16 protein-coding genes and 2 pseudogenes are annotated in these 14,924 nt (G+C 67.7%); 11 read left to right on the top strand and 7 right to left on the bottom strand.

Features of this window, described 5'->3' with window-relative positions; translation table 11 throughout:
• Window positions 1-127 precede the first annotated feature (127 nt).
• Window positions 128-1,078 (bottom strand): YafY family protein, encoded by a 951-nt coding sequence (locus C1878_RS04325; protein ID WP_114600479.1) that lies wholly within the window; start codon window positions 1,076-1,078, stop codon window positions 128-130.
• A 151-nt stretch (window positions 1,079-1,229) separates the two neighbouring features.
• Between C1878_RS04325 and C1878_RS04320 the strand changes: the two genes are divergently transcribed.
• Entirely contained in the window at window positions 1,230-1,418 is a 189-nt protein-coding gene (locus tag C1878_RS04320) for a helix-turn-helix transcriptional regulator (RefSeq protein ID WP_255417921.1), read from the top strand.
• Window positions 1,415-1,897, top strand: coding sequence for a hypothetical protein (locus C1878_RS04315; protein WP_114600478.1), 483 nt, complete (start codon window positions 1,415-1,417; stop codon window positions 1,895-1,897). Before C1878_RS04320 ends, C1878_RS04315 begins: the two co-directional genes overlap by 4 nt.
• 94 nt (window positions 1,898-1,991) lie before the next feature.
• Here C1878_RS04315 and C1878_RS04310 read toward each other — a convergent pair whose 3' ends face one another.
• Genes C1878_RS04310 through C1878_RS04300 form a run of 3 tightly spaced genes read right to left on the bottom strand, consistent with a single transcriptional unit; the run spans window position 1,992 to window position 3,496 of the window.
• A complete protein-coding gene (locus tag C1878_RS04310) occupies window positions 1,992-2,792 on the bottom strand; it encodes a bifunctional 2-polyprenyl-6-hydroxyphenol methylase/3-demethylubiquinol 3-O-methyltransferase UbiG (RefSeq protein WP_114600767.1) in 801 nt (266 codons plus the stop codon).
• Window positions 2,793-2,819: 27 nt separating this feature from the next.
• Window positions 2,820-3,176, bottom strand: coding sequence for a DUF1048 domain-containing protein (locus tag C1878_RS04305; protein ID WP_114600477.1), 357 nt, complete (start codon window positions 3,174-3,176; stop codon window positions 2,820-2,822).
• Entirely contained in the window at window positions 3,173-3,496 is a 324-nt protein-coding gene (locus tag C1878_RS04300; protein WP_114600476.1) for a PadR family transcriptional regulator, read from the bottom strand. Before C1878_RS04300 ends, C1878_RS04305 begins: the two co-directional genes overlap by 4 nt.
• A 931-nt stretch (window positions 3,497-4,427) precedes the next feature.
• On the opposite strand from C1878_RS04300, the gene C1878_RS04295 reads away from it, so the two are divergent.
• Window positions 4,428-5,540: a helix-turn-helix domain-containing protein gene (locus C1878_RS04295; protein WP_114600475.1), complete on the top strand. Its 1,113-nt coding sequence runs from the start codon at window positions 4,428-4,430 to the stop codon at window positions 5,538-5,540.
• Window positions 5,541-5,614: 74 nt separating this feature from the next.
• Complete coding sequence (locus C1878_RS04290) at window positions 5,615-6,385, top strand: M23 family metallopeptidase (RefSeq protein ID WP_114600474.1); 771 nt, start codon at window positions 5,615-5,617, stop codon at window positions 6,383-6,385.
• Here the strand turns inward: C1878_RS04290 and C1878_RS04285 are convergent.
• Window positions 6,382-6,738 carry a YxeA family protein gene (locus C1878_RS04285; protein ID WP_158539719.1) on the bottom strand — a complete coding sequence of 119 codons (357 nt, stop codon included), beginning with the start codon at window positions 6,736-6,738 and terminating at the stop codon, window positions 6,382-6,384. The genes C1878_RS04290 and C1878_RS04285 overlap by 4 nt on opposite strands.
• 263 nt (window positions 6,739-7,001) lie before the next feature.
• Between C1878_RS04285 and C1878_RS04280 the strand changes: the two genes are divergently transcribed.
• Window positions 7,002-7,694: an ABC transporter ATP-binding protein gene (locus C1878_RS04280; RefSeq protein ID WP_114600472.1), complete on the top strand. Its 693-nt coding sequence runs from the start codon at window positions 7,002-7,004 to the stop codon at window positions 7,692-7,694.
• Window positions 7,687-9,195: a hypothetical protein gene (locus C1878_RS04275; protein ID WP_114600766.1), complete on the top strand. Its 1,509-nt coding sequence runs from the start codon at window positions 7,687-7,689 to the stop codon at window positions 9,193-9,195. The genes C1878_RS04280 and C1878_RS04275 overlap by 8 nt, the downstream gene beginning before the upstream one ends.
• A gap of 108 nt (window positions 9,196-9,303) precedes the next feature.
• Here C1878_RS04275 and C1878_RS16820 read toward each other — a convergent pair whose 3' ends face one another.
• Window positions 9,304-9,624: an EamA family transporter gene (locus C1878_RS16820; RefSeq protein WP_241963602.1), complete on the bottom strand. Its 321-nt coding sequence runs from the start codon at window positions 9,622-9,624 to the stop codon at window positions 9,304-9,306.
• Window positions 9,549-10,214 carry an EamA family transporter gene (locus tag C1878_RS04270; RefSeq protein ID WP_241963601.1) on the bottom strand — a complete coding sequence of 222 codons (666 nt, stop codon included), beginning with the start codon at window positions 10,212-10,214 and terminating at the stop codon, window positions 9,549-9,551. The genes C1878_RS16820 and C1878_RS04270 overlap by 76 nt, the downstream gene beginning before the upstream one ends.
• Window positions 10,215-10,402: 188 nt before the next feature.
• On the opposite strand from C1878_RS04270, the gene C1878_RS04265 reads away from it, so the two are divergent.
• The 5 genes and pseudogenes from C1878_RS04265 to C1878_RS04250 all read left to right on the top strand — a co-directional run bounded on the left by C1878_RS04265 (window position 10,403) and on the right by C1878_RS04250 (window position 14,480).
• Window positions 10,403-11,398 carry a DUF389 domain-containing protein gene (locus tag C1878_RS04265; protein ID WP_114600471.1) on the top strand — a complete coding sequence of 332 codons (996 nt, stop codon included), beginning with the start codon at window positions 10,403-10,405 and terminating at the stop codon, window positions 11,396-11,398.
• 272 nt (window positions 11,399-11,670) lie between these two features.
• A pseudogene (locus tag C1878_RS17060) lies at window positions 11,671-12,273 on the top strand (GNAT family N-acetyltransferase); the annotation flags it as partial.
• A gap of 261 nt (window positions 12,274-12,534) precedes the next feature.
• A pseudogene (locus C1878_RS17055) lies at window positions 12,535-12,669 on the top strand (DapH/DapD/GlmU-related protein); the annotation flags it as partial.
• 221 nt (window positions 12,670-12,890) lie between these two features.
• Window positions 12,891-13,472 carry a TetR/AcrR family transcriptional regulator gene (locus tag C1878_RS04255; protein ID WP_158539718.1) on the top strand — a complete coding sequence of 194 codons (582 nt, stop codon included), beginning with the start codon at window positions 12,891-12,893 and terminating at the stop codon, window positions 13,470-13,472.
• A gap of 366 nt (window positions 13,473-13,838) precedes the next feature.
• Complete coding sequence (locus C1878_RS04250; protein WP_241963600.1) at window positions 13,839-14,480, top strand: class I SAM-dependent methyltransferase; 642 nt, start codon at window positions 13,839-13,841, stop codon at window positions 14,478-14,480.
• Window positions 14,481-14,924 lie beyond the last annotated feature (444 nt).

The following is a 14,924-nucleotide window of genomic DNA, read 5'->3' as shown; positions in this document are numbered from 1 at the left end:
TCGTTGCGGTGTGTGCTTGCGGGAAGCATGGTACGGGACGTAACATGACAACTGGGTGTCATGTTCCTCGATATATTCCTTGAGAAACATCCGAATCGGCTCCTCAGCCGGGCCGGGCCCGGGCGCCCTATTCGGCAGGAGCCTTGCCGCTTTCGGCGCTCTGTTCGCGGCGCAGGCGCTCCGCCTCGGCCACCAGCTGGGGCGGGGAGGCCACGCGCACGCGATCTCCGAGATAGGCCGCGAGGCGCGCCGCCCAGGCGAGGTCGAGCACGCGCAGGCGCACCTCGCCCTCGGTGTCGTCCGGGGCGCGGTGGAGGAACTGCGCGTCGATCTTGTCGGTGAGCGCGAACTCGTCCGAGGCCTGGTAGACGAGCACCACGTCGTAGGCCGCGGGATCGTCGTCGGTCGCGGGGAGGATGTCCGCGCCGAAGCCGGCGAAGTCGAGGGGCGGGGGCGTCCGCGGCTCGAATGTCTCGTCCAATACCTCGAGCGACGCCATGCGCTTCAGTTTGAACAGGCGAAACGCGTCGTGTTCGCGGCACAGGGCGTACAGGTACCACGAAGGGTGCTTGTAAACGAGCTTGCACGGCTCCACGACGCGCGGCCCGCGTCCCGTGCGCGACACGTAGTCGAACCGCACGCAGCGCCGCGTACGGACGGCTTCGCGCAGGCGTTCGAACTTGCCGTGCTCCACGTCGTCGGCGAACCACGAGGACAGGTCGATCACGAGCTCGCTTCCCTCGAAGGCTGCGGCGGCGGACAGGGGGACGAGCTTCGCGGCGAGCGCGGCCAGCTCGCCGTCGTCCTGCACGCTGCGCAGGGCGCTGAGGGCGGCGTGCAGGTTCTGCGCGTCGCCGTCGGTGAGCAGGCTGCGGCGAACCCGGTACCCCTCCGCCACGTCCACGCCGCCGCCCGCGCCGGGGAACGTGACCACGGGCACGCCCGCGCGGTTGAGCGTCTCCAGGTCGCGGGCGATGGTGCGCTTCGACACTTCGAACCGCTCGGCCAGCTGCCCGATGGTCGTGCGCCCGCCGTCCGCGAGCACGCACATAAGGCCCACGAGTCGTTCCGCCTTCATGGCACCCCTTTCCCGTCTATCGTGTTTGCCCGATTATCGGTTAAGCTTATAGTAAAGTCAACTTGACAATTGGCCGCATGCACCTCATACTAGGTAAAGTCAACTGTACATCGGTCGAACAGGATACCAGGTGGATACGATCAGGAACAGGGTGCGGGAGTTCAGGGAGGGGCGCGGCCTTTCCCAGAGTGCGCTGGCAGAACTGGCCGGCGTCACCCGCCAGACCGTCATATCACTGGAGAAGGGGAGCTACGTGCCCTCGCTGCTGTTCGCCATGAACCTGGCGGAGATATTCGGCGTGACCGTGGAAGACCTTTTCAGCAAGGAGGAGGCGTCATGAGGAAAGTGGTTTTTGAATGCGTCGGCAACGCGCTGCTGTTTTCGCTGATGGGGCTGGCGTTCATGTTTCCGTTCTCGCGCTACGAGGGAAGCGTTTCCGCGAGCGGGTTTTCCTTCGACGTGCACTTGTCGCCGTTCATGGTGGCGCTTTTGGCGTTCCTCGCGCTCTACGCCGTCGTCCGCCATGCGTTCGTCAAGCGCAACGGGCTGCGTGCCCACTCGACGGGCAATTTGGAGTTGGTGGCCGATGACGAGCGGGAGCTCCAGCTGTCGGGCAGGGCGCTGAAAAGCGCGTACCGGGTGCTCATGACGTGCCTGATCGTGGGTTTGGGCGTGCTCGCCGGCGCGCAGTTCCTTTTCTCCGCCTTCCTGAGCGACCCCGTGGCGGTCTATCGGACGGCCGTGGGGATCATCGCCGCCACGCTCGTCGCCTCCAGCGTCTCGTACTGCGCCCGGTGGTGCCTCGAGTTCGGGAAGTGAGTTGCGAGGCGGCTCGATTGCGCGAACCGCCCCGTTCGGCTTCCCGCGCTTGCCGGCCGCCGCGCTCCGCCCGCGTTCTTGCTGGGAGGCGATGCTACGCCGGTTCGGCCGTGGCCCTCAGGCTGAACGTCATGGGGAACCTGTCGGCGTTGCCGGGAAGCTCGTAGAGGCCCTTCTCGGGAGAGAGGCGCAGGCCGCTCGAGTCGAAGAAGTTCTCGGGGAACTCGTTGAACGCGTCGATGCGCAGGCCGGCTCCGACGAGGGCGTTGATCAGGTCCGACACGGTGTGCATCCAAAAGTACGCCTTGACGCCCCGTTTTACGTCCGAGGCGTAGCCGCCGATGCAATCGTCAACGTCGGGCTCTTTCCCGAAATAGGGGTACGCCAGGTCGTACTCGCCGCGCCCCAGTTTCGCCTCGTCGAAGGCCAGGTAGAACGGGTGGGAGTCGAACACGTAGAGGAAGCCCCCGTCCGCGAGCAGGCTGCGCACGGATCGGGCCCAGGGGCCGAGGTCGGGAAGCCAGCCCAGCACGCCCTCGGAGGTGAACGCGACGTCGTAGGCGCCGTTCAGGCTGGCGGGCAGGTCACACACGTCGGCCTCGACGAAATCGACGTTGCCATATCCGAAGTCGGCGGCCAGCTTCGTCGCGCAGCGCACGTTCTCGGGGGCCAGGTCCACGCCCGTCACCCAGGCGGCGGTGTCGGCCAGGGCGAGCGTGTCGAAGCCGACGTTGCACTGGAGGTGCGCCACCCGCTTGCCGGACAGGTCGCCCAGCTCGTTGCGTATGTGAACGTTCAGGCGGTTGCCCCCGTCCTCGATGCGCTTCTTGTAGTGGCGGTAGTGGTTTTCCGCCAGCGTGCCCCAAGCGTGCCTGTTGCTCTCGATCTCGTCCATGCGGCGGCCTTTCATTCGGTTGCTCGGCTAGGAGCGGTCTTTCCCCAGCTTGCCCATGATAGCGCGGTTGAGGGCCTCCTGCTTCGTGCCGGCGTAGGTTTTGGTGTTGGCCAGCAAGTCGTCGCAGAACGCGGCCACGTCCTCGCCGGTCACCTCCAGCACGCCCTTGCCGTCTACGGCACCCTGCTCGAAGAGGTCCACGAGGTCGGCCAGCACCACGGTCATGTCCATGCCGTCGCCGGCCACGTGGCTCCACATATAATGCTGTATCTTGTCGTACACGTAGCGGTAGTCCTCGGGCAGCGCGCGCACGCGCTCCATGGCCTCGCGGTACTCGCGCTTCTCCTGCGCGACCTTCTTGAAATAAGCGACCGGGTTCTTCATCGGCTCTCCTTCAGCTCGTTGATCTTCGATGCGACGAACTCCCACTTCGTCCAGAAGCGTCGCAGCTCCTCGCGTCCCGCGTCGTTGAGGGCGTAGAACTTGCGCGGCGGGCCCATCTCCGACGGCTTCTTGCTCGTGTCCACCAGCCGGTTCTTCTCCAGGCGCAGCAGGATGGTGTACACCGTGCCCTCCACCACGTCGGCGAAGCCCAGCGCGTTCAGCTTGCGGGTGATCTCGTAGCCGTACGTCTCCTCGCGGCCGATGATCTCGAGCACGCAGCCCTCGAGCACGCCTTTCAGCATCTCGGTGAGGTTCTCCATCGCTACCTCCTTTCGGCTTGTCGGTGCGGTCGGTATATAGTGACGCTTAGTACCAGTATATAGTATCACAGAATAGCAAGAGCGCAAGAGGCGGACTCGGAATGTGCGTTGGGGGCACGAGCTCGCGGCAGGTGGACGTATAAGCCGGCGCGGGAGTCGGCAAAGTCGAACAGGGGCGTGAAAGCGGGCAAAGGGCACGCGCTCGTTCGGGCCGCGCATGGTCAAATCGCCATCGGGCCGCCACATGGCGGCCACACGGTGCGTGTTGAGCGGCGACTACGCGGCGCATGTTGGCTTCGGCTCGGCCGCAGATGAGGTTTGATGCAGCGGATCGCTCCCGGAAGTCACGAAAATCACCGCTGTGAAGTGAATTTTGCTGCGGAGCTCCCTTCGCGTTTCAGGCTTTCCAGCGAAAAGCCTGATCAGGGGACCGGGCCTTTTCAACGAAGAGAAGTCACGTTTCGCGGTGCGCAACAGACGCAGACTAAACGCTTCACAGCGGTGAATTTCGTGACTTGGCGGCTCTGCTTCGCGCATCAAGGGGACGCTTGCGACGTTTTAACCTGCGAGCTTGCCCTAGGTCTTGGCCGTGTCGGATCGGCAATGGGCGAGAGAGCCGTTTCGCGACGCCCCCGACGGTTTTCGTGCTGGTTTGGCGGCAAGGTGGCCGTGGGTCGCGTGTCAGCCGAACCGCAAACCGGGGTGTCCTCATGCGAGACGGTCATCGGTTGACAAGCGGGCGGGGAAGTCAACCTTTGCTCGCTTGCGTCAACCAATTGCGTTCTTCATACTGGTTGAAGAAGCGGATGACGAACAGACGGATAGATCGCGGCACCTCCAGATGAACCGGCAGCGACACTGCGCAGATTGACTGACTACGGCTCCGCTTGTATGAGAGGGTGCGTCGTCGCACGGACGGAAGGGGCACGGCATGAACGACATCAACCTGGGCGCGACCATCGCGCGCGAGCGGCGCGCCGCCGGCGTGACGCAAGGCGAGTTGGCCGCCCATCTGGGCGTGACGAAGGCCGCCGTGTCGAAGTGGGAGCTCGGCCAGAGCATGCCCGACGTGGCGCAGCTGCCGCGCATCGCCTCCTATTTCGACCTCACGCTGGACGAGCTGTTCGACTACCGGCCGCAGCTGACCGAGGACGAGGTGCGCGAGACGTACGTGGCGCTGTGCGACCTGTTCGCCGAGGATCCCGACGCCGCCTACGCGCGCATGGACGATCTGGTGCGCGACTACGGCTCGTGCTGGAACCTGCTGCTGCAGCTGGCGGCGTTGTGCATGCAGCGGGCGATATCCGAGCCCGATCGCGTCGACGAGCTGATGGGCCGTGCGCGCGAATTGGCCGAGCGCGTGGAGGCGCGCTCCGACGACGTGGAGCTGGTTCGGTCGGCGCGGGTTTCCCGCGCGATGGCGGAGTGCCAGCGCGGCGAGCTGGACGACGCCATCGCCCTTCTGGAGAGCGTGAAGCCCGCGCGCCCGCTGGGCGTTGAGGCCGCGCTGGCCGGGATGCACCAGATGAAGGGCGAGCGCGAGGCATGCCTGAAGCTGTGCCAGGAGTCCCTGTTCTGGGGCGAGATGAGCGTCATGCAGAGCGTCGCCACGCAGCTGCCGTTGTACGAGGACGACCCGCCGCACCTCGCCGCGCTGCTGCGCGCCGCGGAAGGCGTTCTGGAGGGCTTCGCGCTGGAAAGCCGAAGGCCGATGGAGGCTGCCACGTTCTACGGCGGCGCGGCCACGGCGTGCCTCCATGCGGGTGACGAGGCGAGAGCGGCAGCGTATTTGGAACGGCTCGCGGAGCTGCTCGAGCGCCACGACGACGAGAGCCTGCTGTTCCCCCGGTCCTCCGTGCTCTACGACCTCGTGCCCCATTTGATGACGGTGGATCCCGATCTCAAGCGGGTGGCGGGCGGCCTGTTCGGCGCCTTCGACATGAAGGGCCAGTGCAAGCTGTCCGTGACGCGCGACCCGGCCTGGGCCGACCGCGCCGACGACCCGCGCTTCAAGCCGCTGCTCGACCGTCTGGCGGCGGCGTAGGGCGGCCTCCTGCGACGTGCGGGCCGTCCGGGCGCTTCTGCTATGATTGATCGCAAGCGTGGAAGGGAGGCCCGATGGGGAGCGTATTCGGCAATCCGGTGCTCGTGCAGTCGATCAAGCAGGTGGCAGGCCTCATGGCCATGGCCGTGAAGTACGACAACGAGCTTCCGGACAAAGACTCGGGCGCGTCTCAGGTGCTGTACGACCTGCCGTTCTCGGGGGAGTGGACGGTGCTCAACGGCGGCGTCGACGAGGAGACGTCGCATTCGTGGGACGTGTGCACCCAGCGCTACGCCTACGACTTCGTCGTCCTCGACGACGAGGGGCGCAGCTGCCCGCCGGACGCCGATGCCGCCGACCCTGCGTCGTACTACTGTTACGGGCGGGAGGTCCTCGCGCCCGCCGACGGCGTGGTGGCCGAGGCGCACGAGGGCTGCCCGAACGCGCCCATCGCGCTCGACGGCAAGATCGGCTGCGGCGGGGACGATATCCGCGGCAACTACGTGCTGATCGAGCATGCGAGCGGCGAGTTCTCGTGCCTGTGCCATCTCAAGGAGGGCAGCGTCGCCGTGCGCGCAGGCGACCGCGTGGTGCGCGGCCAGGTGGTCGGGCTCTGCGGGAGTTCCGGCAACAGCTCGGAGCCGCATCTGCACTTCCACGTGCAGCTGGGCGCGAGCTTCTACTCGGCTCCCGGCGTGCCCATCCGCTTCGAGGGCGTGCGGGCGCGTCCGGCTCCCAACTACGCCGCCGCCGACCCGCGTCCCGTGCCCGCCGGCGCCTACGATCTGTTCCCGCCCCTCCTCACCCGCGGCCTGCGCGTGGAGGCCGCGGCCCGACGGGGCTAGCCTTCCTGCGGCAGTTTGTCCCGTACGGCGGCGGGCAGCTCGTCGTAGTCGACCTCCTCCCAGCTCACCACGCCGCGCAGGGGCTTCGTCTCCAGATCGAGGTACGCGCCGTCGCGCAGCTCGCGCGACGTTTGGAACGCGATCTCGGCCTGCGCGCCGTCCGCTGCGACGCCGTCCAGGCGGTACTCGTATTCCATGCCCGCGCGCGGTTCGATGGCGGCGACGCGGGCGTTGTCCACCTTGACGTAGGCGTGGCCGCTCTCGCCGTAAAACGCCCATCCCGCAACCGCGACCAGCGCGAGGACCGCCGCCAGCGCGATTCCCAATCCGATGAATGTTTTCGCCTTCCCCATGCGAGGCTCCTTCCGCATTCGACGCTTTTCGCGACGGGGTGCCATGAGCGCCTGCGCCGCCCTTCGCGTTCGAGTCTACGCGGCCTGCATTGCGCGGCGCTTGGGCCTAGCTTGCGATTGCCTTACGGTTCGGGCGATTCGCACCGGTTGACCGGCGCATCAAGGAATCAACCGTTGCTCCATTGCGTCAAGCGGAGGTCGTCCTCATACTGAAATGACGGTATTTGGTCGGATGGCGAACGAGGCGCGAAGGGGGCTGCGGCATGGGCGATGGGGAGGCGAGGGGCCGGGCGACGGCGCTGCGCGTGGAGAACCTGGCCTACCGCTACGGCAGGACGGAGGTGTTCGCGGGCGCGTCCTTCGCGCTGCGGGCGGGCGAGGTGGCGTTCCTCACCGGGCCGAACGGCGCGGGCAAGTCGACGCTTCTGCGCTGCCTGGCCGGATGGGACGCGCCGAGCGAGGGACGGGTGGAACTGTGCTGCGAGCGGTTCGACGGCTCGAACCGCTCGCAGCGAAGCCGGGTGGCGTTCGTGCCCGACGTCCCCTCCTTCTACGACGACCTGACGGCGGGCGAGCATCTGCGGTTCGTGCGGCAGGCCAACCGCCTGGGTGCCGCCGACGACCCCTCCGAGCTGCTCATGGAGCGGTTCGGCTTGGGAGGGCAGCGCGACTTGCTGCCCTCGTCGTACTCGCGCGGCATGCGTCAGAAGCTGGCGCTCGTGCTGGCGTTCGCCCGCCTGCCGCGCCTGATGCTGCTCGACGAGCCGTACGGGCCGTTGGACCCCGGTGCCTCCGGCGTGCTGAGCGAGCTTGTCGAAGAGGCTCGCGCCGACGGCGTCGCGGTGCTGGCCAGCTGCCATCACGACGTGCCCAACCTGGCTCCCGACCTGCTGCTGCACCTTGAAGGCGGGCGGCTTGACGTGCGCGGCGGAGGCGACGGAGGCGTCGATGCGTGACGTGTCCCTGCTGCTTTGGTTGCGCGCACGCCATGCGCGATGGACGCTCAACTGGTTCATGCATCTTGTGGGCGCCGGCGTCGAGGACGGCGGTCGGGCCGAGCGCGCCTACCAGCTGTACGCGGTCGGCATCATGCTGGCCTGGTTCGCGCTCATGGCGTCGGCGCTGGTCTCGGCCGTTGTCGGAGCGTTCGCGCTCGCGGACGTTGGCGTGTGCGCGCTGGCGATGCGCGTCGCGCTCGCGCTGCCGGCTGCGGCGCTGGCGTGGGTCGGCATCGCCGCCGTGCGCGGCACGCCGTTGAAGCTGTCGCATCCCGACATAGCCTATCTGGCCGCCAGCCCGGTGAGCGCGCGTGCGCTCGTGGGCACGGCCGTTTCCGTGCAAGCGACCGCCTGCGCCGCGGCGGCGGGCGTCGTGGGGTGGTTGGCGGGCGTCGGGTTGGAGAGCGCGGGCGTGTTCGCGGTTTCCCCTGTTGGGCTGGCGCTGGCGCTCGCGGCTCTCGCGGGCGTCTCGGTCGCGGTCGGATGGCTCGCGGGCGTCGTGCGGCTTGCCAGCCCGGCCTGGCGCCGGCGGAACACGGTGTTGTGCGCGCTTGGGTTCGCGGCGCTGGCCGTCGTTTGGATCGCGGCGCTGCTGGCCGCCCCGGCGGCCGCGCTGCTCGACCCGGCGACGCCCGTGGCGCTCGCGGCGGGCGCGGCGGCCTCGGGCGCCGCCGTCGCCGCCGCGCTCGCCGTCGTCGCGCCGCGCATGGACATGACCGTCGTCATCGAGGAGAACGCGCTTCACGCCGACCTGTGCCGGTTCGGCATGCTGTCGCCGCTCGACCCCACCGTCATCGCCGAGTACCAGCGCCGCCGCCGGTTCGCCGACCGCACCGTGCGGTTCTCCCTGCCGCGCCGGGAGGGCCGCGCCGCGCTCGTGTCGCGCGCGGCGTTGTCGCACGCGCGCCAATACGACGGCATCCCGATGCTGCTCATGCACGGGGCGCTCGTGGTGCCGCTGGGGGTGCTCGCGCTGCTGGGTGCGGGCGGCCCTGCGCTGTTCCTGTTCTGGCTGATGGCCATGGTTATGACCACGCAGGGCGTGCGCGAGGCCACGCGCCCCTTCCGCGACGACGTGCGCAACCGGCTCGTGCGCGACCGCCTGCCGTTCGGCGTGCTCGAGCTGCTCGCGTTCGACTCGCTGCCCGCGTTCGCGGTCACGACCCTGCTCGCGTGCGTCGTCGTGGCGGTGTCGGCTCCTGCGGGCACGTCGATGCCGTTGGCCCTTGCGCTCGCGGTGCTCGTGAACGCGGGGTCGGTGCTCGGCTGCGGCTTGGACGCCGTCCGCCTGTTCCCGGGCGGTCCGCGCCTTTGCTACGAGTACGGCGCCCTCGCGCTGGTGGGGGCGTCTTTCGCCCTCGCGCTGTTCGCGCCGCCGCCCGGCATCGTCGCCGGCGTGGCCCTCGTGTGCGTCGTTATCGCCCTCGCCGTCCACAACGGAGCGGAATGCGCGCGGTAACGCGGTGCTTGCCGAAGGCATGCGCAGCATGATCGCCGAAAGTCGCGAGCGTGCGGCGAACGTCGGGGCGGGGCCCGATCGATGCCCTCGGAACCCTTCTGTCGCCTCTTAATTCGCAGGTTCGATGCCCCGCAGCCGCAGATGGGGCAGCTGCGAGACGACGATGCCGGCGAGGATGGCGACGATGCCGACGACCTGGAGCGCTTCGACCGGTTCGCCGATGACGAGCGTCGACAGGGCGATGCCGCAGGGGAGCTCGGAGGACGCCATGATGGCGGCCAGCCCCGGCGTGAGGTGCGGCGTGGCGATGCCGAACAGCACCACGGGGACGAACAGGGCGCACAATCCCAGGATCAGGCCGAACTTCCAGATGCCGTCCTGCAGCGCGCCGCTGGCGAAGTAGTCGGGGCACAGCGCGAAGCCCAGCACGCACGCTCCCAGGCACACGACGAGTCCGCGTTGGATGGGCGGCAGACCGCGCCCGATCGGCTCGAAAAGAACATGAAGAAGGTGCAGCTGACGGCCAAGAGCAGCCCGCATGCCACGCCGACGGGGTCGAGCGCCCCCATTTCGTCGGAGAACATCCCGCTTGCCATAAGCGTTCCCCCGAGGATGACGGCGGCGGCCGTCACCTCGGCCGCGCGCGGCCGTCGGCGCACGACAACCAACTGGACGACGATGCCCATCCAGGTGAACTGGAACAGCAGCGTGATGGCCACCGAAACCGGCAGAAGGGTGAGCGCGTAGTTGTACAGCACGGTGCCGATGCACGTGTTCAGCCCCAAGGCCATGAGGGCCAGCACCTGCTTGGGGGAGAGCGGCACGAGGCGCTTGCCGCGCGCCCGAAGCACGAGCAGCGCCGCCGCGAACAGGATCGTGGCGAACAGCGCTTGGCTCGCCACCACCTGGGTCCAGGTGAAGCCGGCGGCGTAGGTTATCTTCACCGTGGTGGCCTGGGCGCCGTAGCTGGCACCGGCCAAGAACACGATCCCGGAGTATTTCAAGGTGTCCCTCTGCATGGGGCCATTCTATCCCATGCCGGCGGTTTCGATGATGCGGCGAGCAGCTCCGTCTGCGATCGCGCCGCGACGGGCCGCCGCAGGCGGATGACGGGGCGCTAACGGTTGAGGTCACGCTCGGTGTCGGTTCGCGTTCGCCCGCTTGCGGCGGGGTACCATCGTGGAAAAGCCGACACGATGGGAGGGGCATGGGAAGGATCGCGCGGGTGCTGCTGGGCGGCAGGGTGGACGAGGCGTACATCGCCGGGATGGAGCGGAGCCTGTTCGCCGTGATCGACGACCCTTTGAAGCAGCTGTCCTCGTTCTTCTTGTGCATCGTGCTGTCGGCCGTGGTGGCCACGGGCGGCGTCGCGGCCGCCTCTCCGGCCATCATCATCGGCGCCATGATCATTGCCCCGCTCATGATGCCCATCATGGGAACGTCGTTCGCCATCGCGCGCGGCCGTCCGCGCCAAGCGCTCAAGGCGCTCGCCGTGGCCGCCGGCGGAGCGCTGGTCGTGGTGGCGGTGGCGTGCCTGGTGACGGCCCTGCTGCCCGCCGGGGTGCCTCTGTCGGGCAACCCGGAGGTGACGTCGCGCACGGAGCCGCGCGTCGTGGACCTTGTGGTGGCGGTGGCGTCCGGGTTCGTGGGCGCCCTCGCGGCGGCACGCGACGACATCGGCGAGGCGCTGCCGGGCGTGGCCGTGGCGGTGTCCATCGTGCCGCCTTTGTGCGTGGCGGGCGCGGCGCTCACGCAAGGCGCGCTTGCGATGGCGGCGGGCGCGCTGCTGCTGTTCCTGGTGAACTTCTTCTCCATCCAGTTGGCCGGCAACCTGGCCTTCTTCCTCATGGGATTCGGGCGGTGTGGCCGGGAGGGCGCGGCGGCCCGTCGCCTGTGGTACGCCACGGCCGTCGTGGGCACGCTGCTGGTGATGGCGCCGCTCGTGGCGTCGAGCAACCGGATCGTGCAGAGCGCCACCGACGAGCATGCGGCGAACGCGGCGGTGCGGCAGTGGCTGGAAGGATCGGGCTACGAGGCCGTGAGCGTGAAGACGTCCGAAGACGGCGTGACCGTGGAGATAGCCGGCACCGGCCCGTCCCCTTCGGTCGACGACCTGGCGTCCCTGCTGCGCGACGGCCGCGTCGAGGTGGGGGAGGCGCGTGCGATGGTGGTGCACGAGGATCGCGCCCCGGTTGAGCCGTAGGGGGCGGTGCCTCGGGCGGGGCCGTTCGGGAGGCGGGCGGGCGGCGCGGCCGAATACCCGGCACGGCGACCGCGTGCGGCTTTCTTTCCGTTAAAATGAACCGGCGGCGGGGCGCCGGGATACGGGCTCGCGCGCAGGGTGAGCACCCGTAGCCGTTCCGCGCCGACGCTCGGGCTCGCGGCAATCGCCGCGTTCTTCGGGAAAGGCCCTGTTGCGGGCATGGGATCGTCATTGCCGGACGGAGCGTTCGACAGCACGGGGAGGAAGCGTCCATGAACATCGAGATAACGGAACCGCAGGAGCGCACGCCGGAGCTGATCGAGCAGTTCGCGTGCGTGTGGGAGCGTTCGGTGCGCGCGACGCACGACTTCCTCGCCGAGAGCGACATCGCGGGCATCCGGCCCCATCTGCCCGCCGCGCTGCTCGCGGACGAGCGGCTCGCGGTCGCTCGCGAGGACGGTCGGGTCGTCGCGTTCGCGGGCGCTCGGGGCGGCAAGCTGGAGAAGCTGTTCTGCGCTCCCGAGGCGCGCGGCCGCGGCGCAGGCCGCGCGCTGCTTGCCCGCGCGGTGGGGCAATGGGGCGTGCACCGCCTCGACTGCAACGAGCAGAATCCCCAAGCGCGCGGCTTCTACGAGCACGAGGGGTTCGTCGTGGTGGCCCGATCGGAAACCGACGGCGACGGCCGCCCGTTCCCGCTGCTGCACATGGAGCGGGCCGAGGGCGTCCGCGCGCAGATGGGGTCTGGAGAGTGGTTCGACGCCGCCGCGCCCGAGCTCGAGGTCGACCGCAACCGGACGCGCGCCGCCATACGGCGCTTCAACTCCGAAGCCGGCCTGTCCGAAGAGGAGCGCCAGGAGCTCGTGGGCGGCCTTCTGGGCTCTTTCGGGGAGGACGCCGTCCTCTCGGCCGGCGCGCAGATGGAGTACGGTTACCGCATCTTCGTGGGGCCGGGCTGCTTCTTCAATTTCAACTGCACGTTTTTGGACGGCGCGGCCATCACGTTCGGCCGCGACGTGTGGGTGGGGCCGGGCTGCACGTTCTCCACGCCGCTGCATCCGCTGCTGGCCCGCGAGCGCGCCATGCGCAAGGACGACGAGGGCGCGCGCCACCTCTGGGAGCGCAACCTGCCCATCACGGTGGGCGACGACGTGTGGATCGCGGCGAACGTCACGGTGAACCCCGGCGTGACCATCGGCGAGGGCGCCGTCATCGGCTCGGGCAGCGTGGTGACGAAGGACATCCCGCCGCGCACGCTGGCCTACGGCAACCCCTGCCGCCCGGTGCGTGAGATAACGGAAGCCGACAGCGCCGCCGACCTGCCTGAAGCCGGCATGGCCTGACGCGCTTCGGGAAGCCGTCGCGCTTGAGGCCGAAGGATGGCTGGCAACTTCATGGAGTCTCCGTGGCAGCGCCAGATTCTATTGAACATCGTTTATTGACGAATGTTCAATGATGTGCCACCATGGGATTCGACGGAAAGAAAGGATGCTCGATGGTGCGTACGGTGAAGGACCCGGAGGAGCGGCGGCTCGAGATACTCGACACGGCCATGCGCCTGTTCGTGGAGCGCGGCTACGACGCGGTGTCCATGCGCGATATTGCCCGGGCGGCCGGCGTCACGCCGGGGCTCGCGTACCACTATTTCGATTCCAAGCAGAAGCTGTTCGCCGCCGCCCTCGACGCATACGCTGCGGAATGCACGGAAGGGTTCCTGCGCATCCTCGACGACGGGCGGTTGACCCTGGCCGACAAGATCGATGCCCTGTTCGCCGCAGTGGCCGACGAGGAGGGCCTGCGCTATCACGATTTTTTCCATGCCGAGGGCAACCGAGCGTTCCACGAGCAGCTCTCGTTCGCGTTGTGCGAGCGGATGTACCCGCATCTGCTCGCCGCCGTCAAGGCCGAGGCACGCCGTCTGGGGGCGACGGTGCGCGACCCCGATGTGCTTGTCAATTTCATCACATACGGGCAACTGGGGCTCATGTCCGACCGCAGCATGCCCGACCTGCGGAAGATCGCGCTCGTGCGCAATTACATCGACGTGCTGTTGGAATCGCAGATCGAACCCACATGATCGCCGCGCCGCAAGAAACGAGGAGAAGGGGCTGTCGGGAGCGCAGATGCGGAAACGAAAAAACGAGCAATCAAAAAGAGAGATAACGAACAAATGTTTCACGTGAAACGTTTTGCGCATATGGTTGCGCCGTGCGAGGACGAACGGGCAGGTCCGCGTCGCGCAGGGCTTCAAAGCACTTTATCGGCCCCGTCGAACGGGGCATTCTTCGAGCATGATATTAAACGATGTTCAATAGAAAGGAGCGTCATGAAGGCAGGTGAAAGGCGCGGCGGCGAGGTGCCGGGTCGGCCGTCTGGCGAAGCGACGGAGCGTCGGGTCGGCGGGGCGGTGCAAAAAAGACCGGCGTTGCAGGGGCGGGCGGATGTGCGAAAGCAGGCGACGGAGCAAAAGGCCCTTGAGCTCAAGGAGGCTTCGAGGCGAACGTTCGATGGGCAGGCCGCCGTCTACGACGAAGAGGTCTGCGGAAGCCATGCGCGTCGGCTGTATCCGCATGTGGTGAAGGAGGTTGCGGCGCATTCTCCCCGGCGCGTGCTCGACCTGGGCTGCGGCACGGGCGCCCTGGCGGAGCTCGTGCTAAAGGCGCTTCCCGGTTGCGAGCTCGCGGGCGTGGACCTCTCGGACGCCATGCTCGCTCGGGCGCGCGAACGGCTTGGCGAGCGGGCGCGGCTCTTGGAGGGGGACAGCGAGCATTTGCCGTTTCCCGACGGTTTCTTCGATGCCGTCTACTGCAACGACTCCTTCCACCATTTTCCCGATCCCGAGCGCGCGGCGTTCGAGGCGTGGCGCGTGCTGCGGGCGGGCGGCGTGCTCGTTGTGGGGGAATGCTGGCTTCCCGGTCTTGCCCGCGCCGTCATGAACGCGTTCATGCCGTACGGTGGGGAGGGCGACGTGCGCATTTACTCGGAAGCCGAGATGCGCGGCATATTGGGCACGTGGTTCGACGAGGTCTCGTGGCGCAAGGCCGGCTCTCACGGCTGCCTCGTCACGGCTAGAAAAGCGGCTTGACTGCATGCTGAGGAAGCGGCCGCGCCCACGGCCGCGTCAGGTTCGGCGATGCCGTACCAATTGTGGAGAAAATGTATGTCATAGGTAACTTCTATTGTCAACGGAATGATGTTAGCTTAATCTAACTTGCATCGAAAGCGAGTCGCCATCAAGCAGGAAGCGAACTCGGGGCGGTTCGGCCGCCCGCAGCCTGCAAGACCGGCTTTCGATCATCGTCCGCTGACCCGGCGGCGGAGGCTCCTCTCGTCTGGCCATCCGCCGCACTTCCAAGCGGAGGGAAGATCCCCCCTCTTCCCTCCGCTTCTTTTTGTTAATATGAGTAGAACATTGTCAAGAGGCAATAAAGGCTCAGGCCAGAGATTTGCTCCAGCTTGAGCCTATCTATCTTCACTTGATCTCTGATCTCGACAAGCAGTGTCAAACCGACGCTCGTATTCGCAGTTT

The organism is Gordonibacter sp. 28C, from assembly GCF_003339845.1.
Classification (GTDB): Bacteria; Actinomycetota; Coriobacteriia; order Coriobacteriales; family Eggerthellaceae; genus Gordonibacter.
The sequence above is the reverse complement of the archived record's forward strand: the minus strand, read 5'-3'. Positions and strand labels throughout refer to the sequence as shown.